The following is an 18,875-nucleotide window of genomic DNA, read 5'->3' on the forward strand; positions in this document are numbered from 1 at the left end:
CCACATCATGACTATTGGACAAACCGGAAACCATCTGGTGAGCCTGGTGATTGGCGGCCTGACGGCCCTGGTAGCCTCAGGGCTGGCCGGGGCCCACGGCGCACCGGAGGTAGAGGGTGTGCCGGACGGTATCGTCAAGGCCCAGATCACCAAACACCCGGACATTCCGGGGCTCAGTGCAATGATTCTGGACGCTCCCCGGCCGGGAATCCTGCTTCGCTATAAGGGTGAGGAACCACTGACGGTACTTGGCGCCGACGGAGAGGCTTTCATACGCTTCACCCGAACGGAAGTCACCGTCAACACCAACAGCCCGAGCTGGAAGGCGCTGCCAAACCCGTCGGCCGAGGCAGAAGAAACATCGTGGGTGACGCTGTCCCAATCTGGCAGCTTTGGCTGGCTGGATGCCCGCCTCAACGCTTTGCACGATACTGAGGACACCCGGGCTAACCATCCCTGGTCCATCCCGTTGACAACCGAGCGAGGCGACATCGGTCGTATTGAAGGAAACCTGACGTTTACGCCCATTCACTGATGCGCGGAATGTGTCCGCCAGCTAAAAAAAGCCCCCGTTGTCCGGGGGCTTTTTCGTCGTCGGCATTCAAGCAACCGACGTTATTGGCTGGCCTCAACGATGTGCTTGACGGCATTTTCAATTTCTTCATCAGAACACCCGGAACAACCACCCTTGGCCGGCATGGCATTGAAGCCATTGAGCGCGTGGCTGATCAGTGTATCCAGCCCTTTCTCAATACGGGGTGACCACGCAGCGGTATCGCCTTTCTTGGGGGCACCTGCCGCGCCAGTGCTGTGGCAGGCGGTACAGGCTGCATCGTATACGTCACTTCCAGAACGAGGGCCCGAGCTTGCGCTTGCCGCTGGAGCAGCTGCCTGCCCACAGTCTTCACCCTGAACACACACCTCGCCAACCGGAGCAATGCGAGCACGAATTTCATCTTCAACATTGGCCATTACGGCACCTGCGGTCAGGCCGAAACCAAGCAATACGGCAGCCAGGACTCTCTTCATCATCACAATGCACCTCACAATTGGGCGTTATAATCGTTTGTGCCCGCATTATAGCGACTGCGGCAGGTCAAAAAAACCAAACTGCAAAATGAACCCCCGATTTCAATCAATTTTCGTTGCCATTTCGTAAGTCAGAGGGCTCCGGAAGCAGTTTCCGGGTACCATGCAGCAAACAGATACCGAGGGTTAGAATGTATGCCTGATACCAATCAGCCACACCCGTGGCGAAAGCCATTGCTGATCACCGAGTTTACGGCGGTAGCCGTACTGCTGGCTTCCATGGGCTGGTTTTCCAGCCGTGCAGCAGAGGGCGCTGCACTGAGCCCTGTGTGGTTGTTGATCCCCGCCGCCGCAAGCCTGGCGGTATTCATCAGCTTTATCGGGCTGATGTACCTGCGCTGGGTGGTTGCAGCGGCTGCCGAACGCAAAACCCGGCATAAGATCGTATTTTCCCTGCTGGTGATGACGCTGCTCGGCGTATGGGCTTACGGCGTCGCCAACACCTGGATCAGTGTTTCCAACGCATAAGGACTGGACCATGCCTGTCGTTCGCTGCTATGAACTTTTGAGGTTTGCTGGCTTGCTGTTGTCTCTTAACGTGTTCCTTCCCGGCACGGTCAGCGCGCAGGACGAGCCTCCGGGAAACCGGAACTTTGAGGGGGTGAAGCCAGAGGACTGTGCCCTGATCAAGGAAGGCGTTCAGCGTCTCGCGTGCTACGACGCCATCAACGACCCGGCCAGCGCTCGCAATGGTGCCTCCGATGAGAGCCTGAATGCCATCGACAAATCGACGGAGGCGCTGCAATACGAAGAGGCAGCCCACGCGGAAAACGGGGATGCGACGCTGGGGCCCGCGGAAAACAGCCCGGCCGGAAAGGACGGGGAAGATACCGGCGTGATGTCGGCGATCCTGAACCGTTATGTCGCTGCAGAGAAGGCCATCTTCTCGTTTTCCGGCAGTTTTGTTGGCCATCGGCCGATGTATATCCTGCCGTTCAGCTATATGAAGAATGCCAATCGTGAACCCACGAACCCGAGACTCGGTGCAACCGACTACGATTATGGCATCGACAACCAGGAAGCCAAGTACCAGATCAGTTTCAAGGTGCCCTTGTTGACTGGCTGGCTTGATGAACGCACGACGCTCTGGTTCGGTTACACCCAGAAATCGTTCTGGCAGGTGTACAACACGGATGACTCAGCGCCATTCCGGGAAACCAATTATGAGCCGGAGATCTTTGTCCGTTATGAGACGAATTATGACGTGGGGCCTGGCAGGCTGAATGGTGTAACCCTGGGCTTTAATCATGAGTCCAATGGCCAGTCGGAGCCCCGTTCCCGCAGTTGGAACCGGATCGTGGGGTCGGCGGCGTACAGCTATGATCGCTGGCTGTTTATCCTTCAGCCGTGGTATCGACTGCCGGAGGATGACAGCGAGGACGACAATGAGGATATTGAGCGCTATCTGGGCTATGCGAACTATATGGCGATCTACAAGTGGAGTGAGGATCGGACGCTGTCGATGAAGCTGATGAACAACTTGCGGTCAGATAACAAGACGTCTGTGGAGTTGGGTTATAGCTTTCCGATGGGGGATACGATCAAGGGGTATGTCCATTATTACAATGGCTATGGTGAGAGTCTGATTGACTACAATGAGCGGATTCAGCGGATTGGCATCGGGATTATGTTGAACGACTGGCTTTGAGTTATTTCTGGCTTTTGGTGAAACCGCTCCGGGGGGGAACCCATTTCCTAAACACTCTCCAGCACATCCATCTGGCGCTTGAGCTCCGCCATCCAGGGCTCGGCACAGTTTCTGACATCGGTATCGCCCCGACCGGCCCCAGAACAGTGAGTTAACCTTCCTCGTTGAGCCTTTGCATTTCCGCCAGCAGTTCTGCCGTTTTTTCCTTCATCAACGCGATATCACCACGGGATTCCACGTTCAGGCGAACCACCGGTTCAGTGTTGGACATGCGGAGGTTGAACCGCCAGTCGTCGAATTCGATGCTGGCGCCGTCGACGTGGCTGACACTTTTGGCGCCCGGGCTGTATTTGGCCTCGATGGCGGCAATGACCTTGGGGGGATCATCGATGGTGCGGTTGATTTCGCCGCTGGCCGGATAGGCCTCAATGCGTGCGTCTATCAGGGAGGACAGCGTCTGGCCGGACTGGCACAGACGCTCGGCGACGAGCAACCATGGGATCATGCCGCTGTCGCAGTAGGCGAAGTCGCGGAAGTAGTGGTGGGCGCTCATTTCGCCGCCATAGACCGCATCTTCGTCGCGCATGCGTTGCTTGATGAAGGCGTGGCCGGTTTTGCTTTCGATGGCTTTGCCGCCAGCCGCGTTGACCAGGTCGATGGTGTTCCAGGTCAGTCTTGGGTCGTGGATGACTTTGCCACCGCCGGTTTTGCGAAGGAACTGGTCTGCCAACAGGCCAACAATGTAATAGCCCTCGATAAAGCGGCCGTTTTCGTCGAAGAAGAAGCAGCGATCGTAGTCGCCGTCCCAGGCAATGCCCATGGCTGCGCCGTACTCCAGAACTGCATCCGCGGTGGCGGCGCGGTTTTCTTCCAGAATGGGGTTGGGAACACCGTTCGGGAAATGACCATCGGCCTGGTGGTGCACTTTGATGAAATCGAACGGCAGGTGTTGCTCCAGTTCGTCGATCATCAACCCTGCCCCGCCGTTGCCGGCGTTGACCACGATGGTTTTGGGCTTGAGCGAACCTGCCGTTATGTAACCCAACAGGTGATCAACATAGGCGGTCACCACTTCCAGCGGCTCATACCGTCCCTGCTCCGGGGCATCGCCGAAAGGCTCAAGCACCCGGTCGCGGATGTCATTCAGGCCGTTGTCGGAACTGATAGGGCGCGAGTCCGGCCCCACCATCTTCATGCCATTGTGATCCCGCGGATTGTGGCTGGCGGTGACCATGATGCCACCGTCCATTTTGTAATGGCTGGTGGCGAAGTAGACCAGCTCGGTACCACACAGGCCAATGTCGAAAACGTCGGCACCGGCGGCCATCAGGCCGGAGCAGAGGGCGTCGGCGATGTCTCGGCTGGACAATCGAATGTCGTAGCCGACGATGACTCGCTTGGCGCCGGTCACTTCCACATAGGCGCGACCGATGCGCTCGGCCAGTGTCGGATTAAGCTGGTCCGGCACCCGGCCGCGAAGGTCATAGGCTTTAAAACAGGACAGATCCATTGTCACTGATGTTTACTCCGCGGCGGACGACTGAAGCTGGATGTAGTTCTGGATACCCATCTTGCCGATCATGTCGAGCTGGGTTTCGAGCCAGTCGATGTGCTCTTCTTCGCTGTCAAGAATGCCACGGAACAGTTCACGACTGGTGTAGTCCTTCACCTGCTCACAATGAACCACCGCGTCTTTCAGGTCCTGATGGGCGATCATTTCCAGCTTGAGGTCGCAGGACAGCATTTCCTCGACGTTTTCACCGATCAGCAGCTTGTTGAGATCCTGGAGATTGGGCAGCCCTTCCAGAAACAGGATGCGTTCGATCAGCAGATCCGCATGCTTCATTTCGTCGATGGACTCTTCGTATTCCTTGTCCGCCAGTTTGGTGATGCCCCAGTCTTTGTACATGCGGGAATGGAGGAAGTACTGGTTGATGGCGGTCAGCTCGTTGGCGAGCACTTTATTCAGGAACTGTATGACTTTCTTGTCGCCTTTCATGACGGATCTCCTTTCGTGAGTGTGCGATCCTTACAAGGATAGTCTTTCACACGGGGAGAAAAAATCACATTTAGGAATCAGGTGCAGGCAAGAACGGATTCCGCTCAATCAAACCTGTCCGTCAGGCGGGCTGGGCTAACATGTCAGCCATGGCCAGGTAGTCTGGGGTCCGGCTTTCGCGGAGAATTTCCCGTGCTGTGCAGGCACAGCGACCACATTGCGTGCCCACACCGAGCTCCTTGCCAAGCTGGCGCATAGAACTGACGCCATTGTCGGCGGCTTCACGGATTTCTCGGTCTGTCACACCATGGCAGAGGCATACGTACATAGGAGCATCTCACTAACGATAACAAAGCTAGTGATAATTATTGTCATTTGCATGCAGCTTTGCAAGCCCAAAGAGCGATTTTTGTGCAAAATCTTTTTAACCGTCCGCTTCACGGGTCAGGTTCCGGGCTCCATCGGGTGTGACAACGACATTATCCTCAATGCGGATACCACCACAGCCTCGCAACTCATCAATCACCGAACGATTAAAATTCTTGCCGAGTGGACCATTCAATACCGGATCCAGTAAGGAAGGAATGATATAAACCCCCGGTTCGATGGTTACGACCATGCCTGCCTCCAGAGTCCTGGTCAGGCGCAGGAATGGGGCGTCCGATGGCGACGGGGCTTTCTTGCCAGCGACGTCATGCACCTGAACTCCCAGGAAATGGCCAATACCGTGCGGGAAAAACGCCTGGGTAACGCCCCGCTCCACCAGGGTTTCGTCATCCACCCCCTGAACGACTCCGGCGGCGTTCAACAAAGCCGCAATGCCTTGGTGGGTCTTGCGATGAATCGCCACATAATCCACGCCAGGTGCAACCATTCCGCACAGCCGCTGCTGCAACTGCTCCAGCCCCTGAATCAATGCGGCGAAACGTCTTTCCCCTGCCCCGGGCGTGGTGCGGGTAATGTCGGAACAGTAACCGCGAAAACGCACACCGGCGTCGATCAGAAGGCTGCGGGGGCGCACAGGCGCTTCGGTGTCATAGTATTGGTAATGCAGGGTGCCCGCGTGCTCATTCACGCCGATGATACTGTGGTATGGCGCCTGGGCTTCACGCTGTCCAGTCGCCTGCTGGTAGGCCAGGTTTATTGCAAACTCACTGCCTCCGTCCAGAAACGTTTTTCGAGCTGCCCGGTGGCCCTGCATGGCAATGTGGTTGGCACGGGCCAGGCAGGCTATTTCATAAGGGGTTTTATGCACCCGGGTTTCGTCCAGGGCGGAAAGAAGGTCCTCCGGATTATGCTCACCATCAACCCCGGACAGCTGGGACGGGTCGCCCACAACGGCGAGCCGGCCATTGAAGTCCATGGCCGGTGCATCCCGACGATCACTGAAACGCACGTCCATCGACTGCAGCCAGGGCTCGTCCGGCAACTCCGGGGTGGCATGCCAGAAGTCCACGGGCTGATAAAGGCTGAGTAGCGGCTTTTGCCCGGGCCGGACAAGTAACCAACTGTGTTCCTGCCCGGTCAGCCCGGTCCAGTGCAGGAAGGGGCCATAACCCTGAAAATGCCATGCCTGATCATCACCGTAACGCACGGGTGCAGCACCGGAACTGATCAGCAGACCGTCATAGCCCTGCTCGGCGATAGCCTGTTCGTAACGCTGCTGAAGCGTGCGGATATGATCCGTCTGCAGTGACAGTAACTCGGTGTCAGACATGCTTGTTTTCCAGTTTTTTCCAGAGGGTTAACAGATTGTCGGAACGGGGTTCACGCAGGCGGATCAAGCGGATCTCCAATGGTACGTCGCACCGTTTATCCCCGGCCCGGGTGAGACTGCCAAAACGCTCGCTCTTTTCCGTCATTCGTTGCGGCAGCCACCCCATGCCGAAGCCCTGTTTTACCAGCGCCTTGATACCGGCCGATTGGGTATTTTCATTCAGTGGCAACAGGTTGGCTGGCAGCTTGCGCCGGTTCAGGTGCCCCTCAATGGCAGATTGCAGGAATCCCCGGGAGTGATAGGCGATCAGCGGGACCGGCTGCTCTGGCGTGCCCGGCAGCGCAAATCGTGGTTGTCCGTTTTCGTCGGCCACGCTCACCGGCACCAGAAACTCCCTCGCCAGGGTCACCCACTCGTAGCGGTCCTCGCTCAGATGATCTTTCCAGGGCAGATCCTCGTGCCAGTAACACAGCACCAGGTCACATTCGCCATTATCCAGTGCATCCAGAAACTGCTCTCCCACCCAGTTGGTGGCTTTCAGGTTCAATTGTAGCCGCTCGGCCAACCCCTCCTGCTGCGCCCATCCCTGATAAAAATGGGAAAACAGCCCCTGGGTTGACCCCACACTGATCCGGGCAGACGCCTCGGACTCCATGTCACTGATCCGGTCTTTGGTTTCACGAACGTCTCGCGTTACGCGCTCGCACAGCTCCACAAACGCCTCCCCTGCCGGAGTCAAAGACAGCGGCAGGGTCTGGCGGTTGATCAGTGTCGCTCCCATGGCTTCCTCAAGAAGCTTGATGCGGCGGCTGAACGTCGGCTGGCTCACGTGCTGCAGTTCAGCAGCACGTGAGAAATGACGCGTTCGGGCCAGCGCCATGAAGTCTTCAAGCCAGCGTATTTCCATGGTGTTACCAGCGTCGGGAATGGTTGTCAGGCATCATAGCCCATCGTGGGGAACTGGCTATAACCGCCCTTCCTCCACCGCGTGACACGCAACCTGGGCGCCGCCATCCGTCGCGATCAACTGAGGTATTTCCTGCCGGCATCGGTCGTCGGCATAGGGGCAGCGACCATGGAAGACGCAACCTGACGGCAACTGCACCGGTGTCGGAACCTCGCCCTGTAACCGGATATGGTTGGGCCGGTCGTCCTCCAGCTTTGGAATGGCCGACAGCAACGCCTGAGTGTATGGATGCCTCGGGGTACTGAACAACGTTCTGGTATCTGCCAACTCGCATACCCGGCCAAGGTACATGACCGCGACCCGGGTACCAAAATGCTCCACCACGGCCAGATCATGAGTAATGAAGAGATAGGTCAGGTTGCGGCTTTCCTGAGCTTCCATCAGCAGGTTGAGCACCTGGGCCTGAATGGAGACGTCCAGCGCCGAAATCGGTTCGTCCGCAACGATAAACTCGGGGTCGACCGCCAGCGCCCGGGCAATGGCAATGCGCTGGCGCTGACCGCCGGAAAATTCATGACCAAAACGGCTGCCCCAGTCCGGGTCGATCCCCACCGACTCCATGACATCCTGCACCTTGTCCCGAATCTGAGGCTCCGAGGCGTCCGGCTGATGAAAGCGGATGGGCTCTTCCAGGGTTTGCTGGATGGTCATCCTCGGGTTCAACGAGGCGTAGGGGTTCTGGAAGATCATCTGCATCTTGCGGCGGTACGGCAGCACCTCCTTACCGTCAAGATGATCGATACGCTGGCCATCGTAGTGGATCTCGCCGGCGCTGGGAGACAACAACCCCATGACGGTGCGAGCCACGGTCGATTTACCACAGCCGGATTCACCCACAACGCACAGCGCCTCGCCTTTCTGAACCTGCAGATCAACGCCGTTGATCGCATGCACGGCTTCCTGTTTGCGGTGGAAACGACCGCCTTTGAACGAGATCTGTTCCAGCAGGCCGCCGGAAAGATCAAACCTCTTCTCCAGGCCGCGAATATCGACCAGCGTGGATGATTGGGAGGTCACGATTCCACCTCCTGCATGCATTTCTCCTGCTCAATAAGGTTGCTGACTTCGTAACAGGCCACATCCACGTTACCCGAGCGAACATACTCCGGCATCCGGCGCTTGCACTGATCGGTGGCGAAGCCACAGCGTGGGTGGAAGGGGCAGCCTGTGGGCACATTCTTCAGGGACGGCATCGAACCAGGGATCTGGAACAGCCGCTCGCCGGGCTCGCCCATCTGGGGCAGCGCGTTAATCAGTCCCTGGGTATAGGGATGCTGAGCATCGTTGATGATTTCGCGAGTGGGCCCCTGCTCAATGATCCGACCGGAATACATCACCAGCATGCGTTGGGTGACCTGGGAAACCACGCCCAGATCGTGGGTGATCAGCATCAGCGCCACGTTGTCCTGCTCACACAACTCCAACAGCAACGCCATGATCTCCGCCTGAATTGTCACATCCAGGGCCGTCGTCGGTTCATCCGCGATGATGATCTCCGGGTCCAGCAGCAATGCGATGGCGATGATCACCCGTTGGCGCATGCCGCCAGACAGTTCATGGGGGTATTGATCCAGGCGTTTTTCCGGCGACGGAATCTGCACCTTGCGAAGTTTGTTCAGGGCGATATCCCGGGCCGCCCTGGTGCTGATCCGGCGGTGTGCCTTGAGCGCTTCCACCATCTGGGTACCAATGGTCAGCACCGGGTTCAGGGTCATCATCGGGTCCTGGAAAATCATGGCGATGCGGTTGCCGCGAATCTTGCGTAGCTCCCGTTCGCTCATGGCCGCCAGGTCCTTACCTTCGAACAGGATCTGGCCGGCGGCGATGTAGCCGGGCCGGGCGATCAGATTGAGAATGGAGAAGGCCGCCACGGATTTACCCGCGCCGGACTCCCCCACCAGCCCCAGACGCTCGCCCTTGTCCAAACTGAAACTGATGCCTCGCAAGGCGGTGAGGTCACCCCCCCGCACGGCGAAACGGACATCCAGATCTTTTACTTCCAGCAATGACATCACATTACCCCTTGTACAGCCGTGGGTTCATGACATCCCGCAGCCAGTCACCCAACAGGTTGATGACCAGTACGAGCACCACCAGCACCAGGCCGGGGATCAGGCTGATCCACCAGGAGCCACTCTGGATGTAGTCAAAACCGGATTTGATCAGCGAACCCAGAGACGGCTGGGTTTCCGGCATACCGAGGCCCAGGAACGATAACGCCGCCTCGGAAATGATCGCGTTGGCAATCTGTACGGTAGCAATGACGAAAATCGGTGACAGGGTGTTGGGCAGGATGTGGCGGAACATGATCCGACGGGTGCGAAACCCCATCACCTTTGCCGCATCCACGTATTCCTTTTTCTTCTCTGCCAGTACCGAGGCCCTCACCGTGCGGGCAATCTGAGGCCACTCTGCTACACCAATGATGAAGATCAGCATGTAGATAGCGACTTCGCCGAACATCAGATTGCCAAAGCTGGCCTTGAACACGGCCCCGACGATGATCGCAACCATCAGGGTGGAAAACGACAGCTGAACATCGGCAATCCGCATCAGAATGGAGTCGACCCGGCCACCCAGATAGCCCGCCAGCAGACCAAACAGGATGCCCAGCGCCGCCTGCAGGACAACTGCACCAAACCCGATCAGCAGCGACACTCGGGTGCCGTAAAGAATGGTAGAGAGCAGATCCCTGCCCTGGGCGTCGGTGCCCAACGGGAAGGCCGGATCGGAGCCATCCAGGCCGACCGGCGGCAGCTCGGAGTTCATGATATTGATCTGGGCCAGGTCGTAGGGGTCTGCCGGTGCCAGCAAGGGCGCAAAGATGGCAGACAACACCATGGACAACAGAACGATAAAGCTGGCAATGGCCACTTTGTCGCGTTTGAAGCTGTACCAGAGGAAGGACTCGCGAAAGCGATCCCAGCGTGAAAGAGTCGCCGTCGTCATGCTTTCTTACCTGTCAGTTTTACGGTGGGATTCACCAGACCGTAGATCAGATCCACCACGGTATTGGTAATCACGAAGATCAGGCCTACCACCATCAGGTACGCCACGATCAGGGGAATATCGCTGCGGGTGATGGCCTCCAGGAACATCAGCCCGACACCGGGCCACTGGAACACGGTTTCCGTAAGAATGGTGTAGGCCACCATGATGCCGATCTGCACACCGCCCACGGTAATCACCGGCAGCATGGTGTTCTTGAGCGCGTGCAGGAAATAGACCCGGGACGAGCTCAGCCCCTTGGCCCGAGCGTACCGGATGTAGTCACTCTGCAGCACTTCCATCATTTCCGCACGGATCAGGCGGATGAACAGCGGCAGCATGATGGACGCCAGCGACACCGACGGCAGAATCAGGTGCAGGAGGCCACCCTGGGAGAAAAAACCGGACTCCCAGGTGCCGAACAGCGGCGTCAGGTCATCGCCCCGGCCGTAGGACGGCAAACCGCCTTCGGTGGATAGTGCGGCGTTCAGCCACTGCCCCCAGCCAGCATCCTGCGGGAACCAGTCAACGGTGACACCGATAGAGAAAATCTGAATCAGTACGATGGCAGTCAGGAACACCGGAATGGATATCCCGACGGTACTGACCCCCATGAAGAATTTGGACAACCAGGCCTGAGGCCGTATCGCGGCGAACACCCCGATGGGCACCGAGAAAATAATGATAATCAGGCTGGCGCCAATCACCAGCTCCAGGGTGGCTGGAAGGTGCTCGAGGATTACGTCCATGGTGGGTTTTCCGTAAAAATAGGAAATCCCCAGATCGCCCTGCAGGGCGTTACCGGCGAATCGAACGTATTGCACAACCAATGGGTCATTCAGTCCCATTTCTTCACGGATCGCTTCCCGCTCATCCTGCGAGACGGACATGCCCACCATTTGTTGAAGCGGGTCGCCCAGGCCATCCTGAATGGCGAAAGCAATCACACTGATCACGAACATGACCAGCACGGCCTGGGAAATCCGCTGAACCAAAAACGCTAACATGAAAAATTCCGGGTCAAGCTGCAAACAAAAGGCCGGCTCCAGGCTAATCCGAAGCCGGCCCGCCCATAAAGGCTATTACTCCACGACCAGGTCACCCAGGTACGGGAAGTTCATCACATTGAGGATCGGCTCGATCTTCACATTCTTCTTGCTGGCCCAGGCCAGGTCCTGCCAGTGCAGGGGAACGAACGCAGCGTCGTCATACAGGCGCTGTTCCACCTCTTTCAGCATGGCGGTGCGCTTGTCCAGATCCGTCTCGACGTTGGCCTTGTTGACCAGCTCGTCGATCTCCGGGTTGCAGTAGTTACCGGCGTTGTACTGGCCGGAACCGCTGTCCGCATCCGGACAGAAGGTCAGGAACTCATAGAAGTTGGCAGAGTCCTCGGTGTCTGCGTGCCAGCCGATCATCATCATGTCGGCGGCGCGAGCGTCGTACTCCGGCCAATACTGGGCTTTCGGCAGCGTCTTCAGGTCCACCTTGATATTGATGCGCGCCAGCATGGCGGCCACCGCCTGTGCGATCTTGTCGTCATTCACGTAACGGTTATTGGGCGCCATCATGGAGATGGTGAAACCGTCTTCGTACCCGGCTTCCTTCATCAATTGCTGGGCTTTTTCGACATCAAACCGGGTTTTCAGGGAGTCGTTGTGGCCCTGGTAACCTTCCGGCGACATCTGAGCGGCCGGGGTGGCGAAGCCCTTCATGATCTTGGCAGCGATGCCTTCCTGATTGATGGCATAGGCTATGGCCTCGCGCACTTTCGGGTTCTTGAACGCTTCCACCCGGTTCTGGTTCATGTGGAACAGGATGATGCGGGTACCGCTCATAGTGACCAGGTCAGAGTTTTTGTCACGACGGATTCGCTCCAAATCCGTGGGCGGCACCGGCGCAATGAAATCCACACCACCAGACAGCAGCGCAGAGACACGGGTGTTATTTTCCTTGATCGGAGTCAGCACGATCTTGCCGACGTTCCCCGGGGATTCGGTATCCCAGTAATCGTCAAAGCGCTCAAACTCGACACGCACGCCCTGCTGACGACCGGTAATGACGTAAGGTCCAGTGCCGGACAGATTCTCGGAAGCAAAAGAGTTGCCGTGCTTGGTGATGGCGCTCTTGTCTTTTCCGCTTTCGGTCTTACCAGTGTAGAACTCGCTGTCCAGCGGGAAGATGTAAGTAGCGGTGTTCAGCAGCAGCGGGTATGGCTCGGTGGTCACCAGCTCAAAGGTGTAGTCGTCAATGACCTTGAGTTCGCTGAAGGGTTTGAAGATGGCTTTGTAATCCTGGCTCTGCTTCAGACGGTCAAAGGTGAACTTGACGTCTTTGGCGGTCAGCTCGTTGCCAGAGTGAAAGTTCACACCTTCACGCAGCTCGAAGCGCATGGTGTTCTCATCAATACGCTCCCAGCTTTTTGCCAGGCGCGGCTCGAAGCCGAGGTCCTTGGTCCAGCGGATCAGGGGATCAAAGGTCATGTGGCTTAACTGCAACATGCCGCCAGAGAGCTGTTCGTGAATATCCAGGCTTACAGGGTCGGCGTCGTACGCCATTTTCAGTTCCTTGTTCGCCTCGGCAGACATCGCCATCGGGGCTGTCGCCAGGGCCATGGAACCAACAAAAGCAGTCAGTAGTGTTTTCATCGCGTTTTCCGTCGCTGTTTTAAGAGTTTTTGCGGCACATCGGCGCAACTTCACGCCAGATGTCTGCGCTAAAAGCTAGTCGTGGAAAACCCGAACAGCAATCGAAATTGCGACTTGGCGTTATTCGTGAAGTGAATGACCCTGTTTGGGGCGCTCACCAAAGACGGAACGCCAGCGGAAGAATCAGCGCGGTGAACACCCCCGTGAGCCCCATTCCCAGCGAGGCAAACGCACCAGCTGTGCGACTGATCTCGAACGCTCGTGCCGTTCCCACCGCATGGCCGTTCAGCCCGAGCGCAAAACCCAGAATGCGGTCATCGGTGATCGACAACACTCTGGAAAGCAGGTCGACAAAGAGCGTTGCGACAACACCGGTCACCAGCAGTCCGCCCATCATCAGGGGCACCGAACCGCCCAGCTGTTCGGTAATACCGATGGCAATGGGCGCAGTCACCGACTTCGGCGCCAGGGACGCCAGCACCAGAGGTGTCGCCCCCAGAGCCCAGGCGATCACGACCGCATACACGGCCGCCAGGGTGGCCGCTACAGGCAGGGTGCACAGAATCGGACGCCACAACGCCCGCACGTGGTGCATCTGCTGGTACAGCGGTATACCCAGCGCGACGGTGGCAGGCCCGAGCAGCAGCATCAGCCACTGGGCACCCTGCTGATACCGGGTGTAATCCAGTGACAGTAGCGCGATGGTGGCCGACAGAAGGAAGGCCGAAAGCACCACCGGAGGCAACCAAAGCGGGCTACCCATCCGCCGGAAAAGCCAGTTGCCGGCAAAAAACGCACTCAGGGTTAACCCTATCGCCAGTATCGGGCTCGCAGACAGGGAGCTGGGGAGTGCGTAAAAACGCTCCAGAAGTTCAATCATCCGACTTCCTCCGCTGTCCGGCCCGGACCAGAGACGCCATCAGCAGCAGTGTGGTCAGCACGCTCAAAAAGGTGCCAACCAGGAGCGCCCCCGCCACTGCCAGCCACTGCCCGCTGAACTGATCAGCAGAGAAGAACACACCCACCACGCCCGGCATGATCAGCAACACCAGCACGGAAATCAGCCCCTGGCTCGCCGCAGCCAGGTCATCACTGACGCTACCCTTCAGCATCAGCGTGAACGTCATCAGAATCATGCCCAGCACACCGCCACTGACCGGAATCAGGAAAACCAGTCGCAAGGCTTCGCCAAGCATGAAACACAAAACCAGAGTCAGGAAACCCCGCAACATCGACATATTGTCATGCTCATCAAGTAACGAATTGCTCTACACTAGCCCATACCCAAAGTTTGACACCAGTTCGGATACTTCATGGCGCTCAAGGCAACCATCTTCAAAGCAACACTGAACATCGCGGATATGGACCGGCACTATTACGGTGACCACCACCTCACCATCGCCCGCCACCCGTCTGAAACCGACGAGCGCATGATGATACGCCTGCTGGCTTTCATCCTGAACGCCAGCGAGAGCCTGGAATTCACCAAAGGGATCAGCACGGACGACGAGCCGGATCTGTGGCAAAAAAGCCTGAGCGACGAGATCGAGCTGTGGATCGAGCTCGGCCTGCCGGACGAGAGCCGCCTGCGCAAGGCCTGCAACCGGGCCGATAAAGTGATTCTGTACACCTACGGTGGCCGCGCCGTGCCGCTGTGGTGGGAAAAACACCAGGGCAAGCTGACTCGCTTCGACAACCTCACCATCATCGACCTGCCGACGGACGACACCGAGTCTCTGGCAACCCTGGCTGAACGCGGCATGAACCTGCAATGCACCGTTCAGGACGGCACCGTCAATATTGGCAATGACGACACGCTCGTCAGTGTGACCCCTGAACCGCTCTACCCTGAGTAAAAATCCCCTGCCGGGGTCTACCAGAACGATCCAGTTTACGTTAAGGTAAACTTAAGCCGATATTGATCCGGGTCGCATCAGGTTCCGTCAGTTTGGCTATACTCAAAGCAAACATCGACACCCTCACAAGGGGTGTTTTGTTCCTCAGGCCACTACCCCAGGAAGAGGATTATGACAACAACAAAATCCAAAGTTGTTTATAACCCGGTTTTTACCGACGGTGCGGAATTCCGAATTCCCACCTTCAAGTTACTCAAGCAGGATGGCTCGCTCTACAAAGGCGCCAAGGCTCCTGAACTCGACAAAGACAAAGCCCTGCGCATCTACCGGGCGATGGTCACCACCCGGATTCTCGACGAACGTATGCTCGCGGCCCAACGGCAGGGGCGCCTGAGCTTTTACATGCAGTGCACCGGAGAGGAAGCCGCGGTGATCGGCAGTACCGCCGCACTGGATGACGCCGACATGATCATGGCTCAGTACCGTGAACAGGGCGCACTGACCTATCGCGGCTTTTCCATCGATGAATTTATGAACCAGCTGTTCGGCAACGAACTGGACTACGGCAAAGGCCGCCAGATGCCGGTTCATTACGGTTCTCGCAAGCTGAACTACATGACCATTTCCTCGCCCCTGGCCACGCAGATCCCTCAGGCCACGGGCTACGCCTACGGTCAGAAGCTGGCGGGCGAAGGCCACTGTACCATCACCTATTTTGGTGAAGGCGCCGCCTCCGAAGGGGATTTCCATGCTGCTTTGAACATGGCCGCCGTCCATCGCGTTCCGGTTATTTTCCTGTGTCGGAACAACGGCTACGCCATTTCCACCCCCGCCGCCGAGCAGTTTGCCGCAGACGGCGTGGCACCCAGGGCCTATGGCTATAAGATGGACGTGATCCGTGTCGATGGTAACGACATCCTGGCCGTGCATGAGGCCACCAAAGAGGCCCGCAAGCTGGCGGTGGAACACAACCGGCCAGTATTGATTGAAACCATGACTTACCGCTTGGCAGCGCATTCCTCCTCTGACGACCCCTCCGGCTACCGCAGCAAAGACGAGGAAGCGGTATGGCGCGAGAAAGACCCGATCCTGCGTATGCGCCTCTGGCTCGAACGTAAGAAATGGTGGAGCGAGGACGATGAGAAACAGCTGCAGGAAAACATGCGCCGGGAAGTGCTCGAAACCATGAAACGTGCACAAAAACGGCCGCCACCCGCACTCGATACCCTGGTGAGCGACGTCTACGACGAAGTACCGCCGGGGCTGGCCGAGCAGTTCGACAAACTCAAGGCGCACATCCGCCGGCATCCGGACGAATATCCGAAAACCGCAGAACAAGCCAAGGGAGGTGCGTGAGATGACCCAGATGAATATGCTCCAGGCCATCAACAACGCACTCGACACTGCTATGGCCGCTAACGAGCGGGTGCTGTGTTTCGGTGAAGACGTGGGCATTTTTGGTGGTGTATTCCGCGCCACCAGCAACCTGCAACAGAAATACGGCAAGGCCCGCTGTTTCAACACGCCGCTGGTCGAGCAGGGTATCGTCGGTTTTGCCAACGGCCTGGCCGCACAGGGTTCCGTGCCCGTAGCCGAGATTCAGTTTGCCGATTACATTTTCCCGGCCTTCGACCAGATCGTGAACGAGTCGGCCAAGTTCCGCTATCGCTCGGGCAGCCTGTTCGACGTGGGCGGGCTAACGATTCGTGCGCCCTACGGCGGCGGCATCGCCGGCGGTCTTTATCACTCACAGTCACCGGAAGCCTACTTTGCCCACACACCGGGCCTGAAAATCGTGGTGCCCCGCAACCCGCATCAGGCCAAAGGCCTGCTACTGGGCGCCATCCACGATCCCAACCCGACCCTGTTCTTCGAGCCCAAGCGCCTCTACCGCGCGTCGGTCGGGGAAGTGCCTGATGAAGATTACCGGCTGCCGCTGGGCGAAGCCGAAGTGATCAAGGAAGGCACCGACATCACCGTGCTGGGCTGGGGTGCGCAGATGGAAGTGATTGAGCACGCCGTCGAAAGGGCGGAGAAAGAGGGCATTTCCTGTGAGGTGATTGACCTGAGAACCATCCTGCCCTGGGATGTGGAAACCGTGGCCAAATCGGTGCTCAAGACCGGGCGCCTGGTGGTCACCCACGAAGCGCCTTTGACCGGTGGTTTTGCCGGTGAAATCGCGGCGACTATACAGGAGCGTTGCTTCCTGTACCTGGAATCCCCGATCGCTCGCGTGACCGGGATGGACACCCCCTTCCCGCTGGTGCTGGAAAAAGAGCACCTGCCCAATCACCTGAAGGTCTACGAGGCCATCAGGTCGAGCGTGGATTTCTAGGTTGATATCAGGACAGGAGAGCAATCATGAGTGATTTTATACTGCCCGATATCGGCGAAGGTATCGTGGAGTGCGAACTGGTTAAATGGCTGGTCAGCGAGGGTGACATCATCGAAGAAGACCAGCCAGTGGCCGAGGTCATGACCGACAAGGCGTTGGTGGAAATCCCTGCGCCCTATAAAGGCAAGGTAACGCGCCTCTATCACAAGGAAGGGGACATCGCGAAAGTGCACGCCCCACTGTTTGAGCTGGTGGAGGAAGGCGGCGACAGCCAGGAAGATTCAACGCCTGAGCCCAAAGCCCCGGAAACCGCCAATGAAACGCCGGCAACCCAGGCACAAGCCACCTCCGGCGAAGCCGGTGGCGATGACCCAACGGAGGACTTTATCCTTCCGGACATCGGCGAAGGCATCGTCGAATGCGAAGTGGTGGAATGGCGTGTGGCCGAGGGCGACGAGATCGAAGAAGACCAGCCGGTAGTGGACGTCATGACCGACAAGGCCATGGTGGAGATCACCGCCCCCAAGGCCGGCCGTGTCACAAAGCTCTACCATAAGCAGCAGGAAATGGCGCGGGTGCATTCACCGCTGTTTGAGTTCGTTCCCCGTGAGCGTGACGAGCCGGCTCAGGCCAGGAAACCATCGCAACCCGCACCTGAACCAGCGCCGACCACCACGCAACCCGCCTCGCCCCGTAACCAATCGCGGACGCCGGCCAGCCCGGCTGTACGCCGGATTGTTCGCGAGCACGATCTGGACCTGGCGGACATCACCGGTTCCGGCAAGGATGGCCGGGTACTGAAAGCCGACGTACTGGCTCATCTCGACAAACCCGCCACAACCTCACCGGCACAGGACAGCACCGGCGAGTCGCAACCGGCAAGCTCAGGCGGTGAGCGTCGGCGGCCATCCCGGGAACAGGAAGTGCGCGTTGAGCCAATCCGCGGCATGAAAGCCGCCATGGCACGCAGCATGGTGACGTCGGCAACCACTATTCCGCACTTCATCTACAGTGAGGACATTGATGTCACCGACCTGCTCCGCCTGCGGGAACAGTTGAAACCAGAGGCCGAAGCCAGCGGGTCAAGGCTCACGCTGATGCCCTTCTTTATGAAGGCCATGGCCCTGGCAGTGCAGGAATACCCGGTGCTCAACAGCCGCCTCAACGATGATGTCACCGAGATCCACTACCAGCCACAGTGCAATATCGGCATGGCCGTGGACGGCAAGGCCGGGCTGATGGTTCCCAACATCAAGGGCGTGGAAGACCTGACCCTGCTGGGCATTGCCGACGAAGTCGCACGCCTGACCGAGGCAGCTCGCTCGGGTCGTGTCAGCCAGGAAGATCTCAAGGGCGGCACCATCACCATTTCCAACATTGGCGCTTTGGGTGGCACCTACGCCGCACCCATCATCAACCCGCCGGAAGTGGCGATTGTGGCCCTTGGCCGCACCCAGAAACTGCCGCGCTTTGACGGCAATGGCCAGGTGGTCGAGCGGGCCATCATGACCGTGAGCTGGGCAGGCGACCACCGCATCATCGATGGCGGCACCATTGCACGCTTCTGCAATCGCTGGAAAGGCTACCTGGAATCGCCGCAGTCGATGCTGCTGCATCTGGGCTGACGGAGC

General features: G+C 58.1%; 20 protein-coding genes. 7 read left to right on the plus strand and 13 right to left on the minus strand.

Annotation, left to right across the window (positions count from 1 at the left end; translation table 11 throughout):
- Positions 1-7 precede the first annotated feature (7 nt).
- Positions 8-535, plus strand: a complete 528-nt coding sequence (locus MDG893_RS09565; protein ID WP_007153567.1) for a hypothetical protein — start codon at positions 8-10, stop codon at positions 533-535.
- Between the two features lie 80 nt (positions 536-615).
- Here MDG893_RS09565 and MDG893_RS09570 read toward each other — a convergent pair whose 3' ends face one another.
- Positions 616-1,029, minus strand: coding sequence for a c-type cytochrome (locus MDG893_RS09570; RefSeq protein WP_040474485.1), 414 nt, complete (start codon positions 1,027-1,029; stop codon positions 616-618).
- A 195-nt stretch (positions 1,030-1,224) separates the two neighbouring features.
- Between MDG893_RS09570 and MDG893_RS09575 the strand changes: the two genes are divergently transcribed.
- Together MDG893_RS09575 and MDG893_RS09580 are read left to right on the plus strand one after the other, a co-directional pair.
- On the plus strand, positions 1,225-1,557 hold the full coding sequence (locus MDG893_RS09575) for a hypothetical protein (RefSeq protein ID WP_007153569.1): 333 nt from the start codon (positions 1,225-1,227) through the stop codon (positions 1,555-1,557).
- Between the two features lie 10 nt (positions 1,558-1,567).
- A complete protein-coding gene (locus MDG893_RS09580; protein WP_007153570.1) occupies positions 1,568-2,737 on the plus strand; it encodes a phospholipase A in 1,170 nt (389 codons plus the stop codon).
- 151 nt (positions 2,738-2,888) lie between these two features.
- On the opposite strand, the gene MDG893_RS09585 is transcribed toward MDG893_RS09580, so the two are convergent.
- From MDG893_RS09585 to MDG893_RS09640, 12 genes are all read right to left on the minus strand, one after another.
- A complete protein-coding gene (locus MDG893_RS09585) occupies positions 2,889-4,247 on the minus strand; it encodes a phosphohexomutase domain-containing protein (RefSeq protein WP_007153571.1) in 1,359 nt (452 codons plus the stop codon).
- 12 nt (positions 4,248-4,259) lie between these two features.
- The gene (bfr, locus tag MDG893_RS09590; protein WP_007153572.1) at positions 4,260-4,736 is read right to left on the minus strand and encodes a bacterioferritin; all 477 of its coding nucleotides are present in this window, start codon (positions 4,734-4,736) and stop codon (positions 4,260-4,262) included.
- 121 nt (positions 4,737-4,857) lie between these two features.
- Complete coding sequence (locus tag MDG893_RS09595; protein ID WP_007153573.1) at positions 4,858-5,064, minus strand: bacterioferritin-associated ferredoxin; 207 nt, start codon at positions 5,062-5,064, stop codon at positions 4,858-4,860.
- A gap of 96 nt (positions 5,065-5,160) precedes the next feature.
- Positions 5,161-6,453, minus strand: a complete 1,293-nt coding sequence (gene pepQ / locus MDG893_RS09600; RefSeq protein WP_007153574.1) for a Xaa-Pro dipeptidase — start codon at positions 6,451-6,453, stop codon at positions 5,161-5,163.
- Entirely contained in the window at positions 6,446-7,360 is a 915-nt protein-coding gene (locus MDG893_RS09605; protein WP_007153575.1) for a LysR family transcriptional regulator, read from the minus strand. The genes pepQ and MDG893_RS09605 overlap by 8 nt, the downstream gene beginning before the upstream one ends.
- 57 nt (positions 7,361-7,417) lie before the next feature.
- The gene (locus MDG893_RS09610; protein WP_007153576.1) at positions 7,418-8,437 is read right to left on the minus strand and encodes an ABC transporter ATP-binding protein; all 1,020 of its coding nucleotides are present in this window, start codon (positions 8,435-8,437) and stop codon (positions 7,418-7,420) included.
- The gene (locus MDG893_RS09615; protein WP_007153577.1) at positions 8,434-9,432 is read right to left on the minus strand and encodes an ABC transporter ATP-binding protein; all 999 of its coding nucleotides are present in this window, start codon (positions 9,430-9,432) and stop codon (positions 8,434-8,436) included. The genes MDG893_RS09610 and MDG893_RS09615 overlap by 4 nt, the downstream gene beginning before the upstream one ends.
- Positions 9,433-9,436: 4 nt before the next feature.
- Positions 9,437-10,369: an ABC transporter permease gene (locus tag MDG893_RS09620; protein ID WP_007153578.1), complete on the minus strand. Its 933-nt coding sequence runs from the start codon at positions 10,367-10,369 to the stop codon at positions 9,437-9,439.
- Entirely contained in the window at positions 10,366-11,415 is a 1,050-nt protein-coding gene (locus tag MDG893_RS09625) for an ABC transporter permease (protein WP_007153579.1), read from the minus strand. The genes MDG893_RS09620 and MDG893_RS09625 overlap by 4 nt, the downstream gene beginning before the upstream one ends.
- 75 nt (positions 11,416-11,490) lie before the next feature.
- A complete protein-coding gene (locus tag MDG893_RS09630; RefSeq protein WP_007153580.1) occupies positions 11,491-13,053 on the minus strand; it encodes an ABC transporter substrate-binding protein in 1,563 nt (520 codons plus the stop codon).
- 154 nt (positions 13,054-13,207) lie between these two features.
- The gene (locus tag MDG893_RS09635) at positions 13,208-13,933 is read right to left on the minus strand and encodes an LrgB family protein (protein ID WP_007153581.1); all 726 of its coding nucleotides are present in this window, start codon (positions 13,931-13,933) and stop codon (positions 13,208-13,210) included.
- Positions 13,926-14,291, minus strand: coding sequence for a CidA/LrgA family protein (locus tag MDG893_RS09640; protein WP_007153582.1), 366 nt, complete (start codon positions 14,289-14,291; stop codon positions 13,926-13,928). Before MDG893_RS09640 ends, MDG893_RS09635 begins: the two co-directional genes overlap by 8 nt.
- 75 nt (positions 14,292-14,366) lie before the next feature.
- Here MDG893_RS09640 and MDG893_RS09645 point away from each other — a divergent pair, with 75 nt between their 5' ends.
- The 4 genes from MDG893_RS09645 to MDG893_RS09660 all read left to right on the plus strand — a co-directional run bounded on the left by MDG893_RS09645 (position 14,367) and on the right by MDG893_RS09660 (position 18,869).
- The gene (locus MDG893_RS09645; RefSeq protein WP_007153583.1) at positions 14,367-14,909 is read left to right on the plus strand and encodes a YaeQ family protein; all 543 of its coding nucleotides are present in this window, start codon (positions 14,367-14,369) and stop codon (positions 14,907-14,909) included.
- Between the two features lie 171 nt (positions 14,910-15,080).
- On the plus strand, positions 15,081-16,265 hold the full coding sequence (locus MDG893_RS09650) for a thiamine pyrophosphate-dependent dehydrogenase E1 component subunit alpha (protein ID WP_007153584.1): 1,185 nt from the start codon (positions 15,081-15,083) through the stop codon (positions 16,263-16,265).
- Between the two features lies 1 nt (position 16,266).
- Complete coding sequence (locus MDG893_RS09655; protein ID WP_007153585.1) at positions 16,267-17,244, plus strand: alpha-ketoacid dehydrogenase subunit beta; 978 nt, start codon at positions 16,267-16,269, stop codon at positions 17,242-17,244.
- Positions 17,245-17,270: 26 nt separating this feature from the next.
- Positions 17,271-18,869, plus strand: a complete 1,599-nt coding sequence (locus MDG893_RS09660; RefSeq protein ID WP_007153586.1) for a dihydrolipoyllysine-residue acetyltransferase — start codon at positions 17,271-17,273, stop codon at positions 18,867-18,869.
- Positions 18,870-18,875 lie beyond the last annotated feature (6 nt).

It is taken from the genome of Marinobacter algicola DG893 (genome assembly GCF_000170835.1).
Lineage (GTDB): Bacteria > Pseudomonadota > Gammaproteobacteria > Pseudomonadales > Oleiphilaceae > Marinobacter > Marinobacter algicola.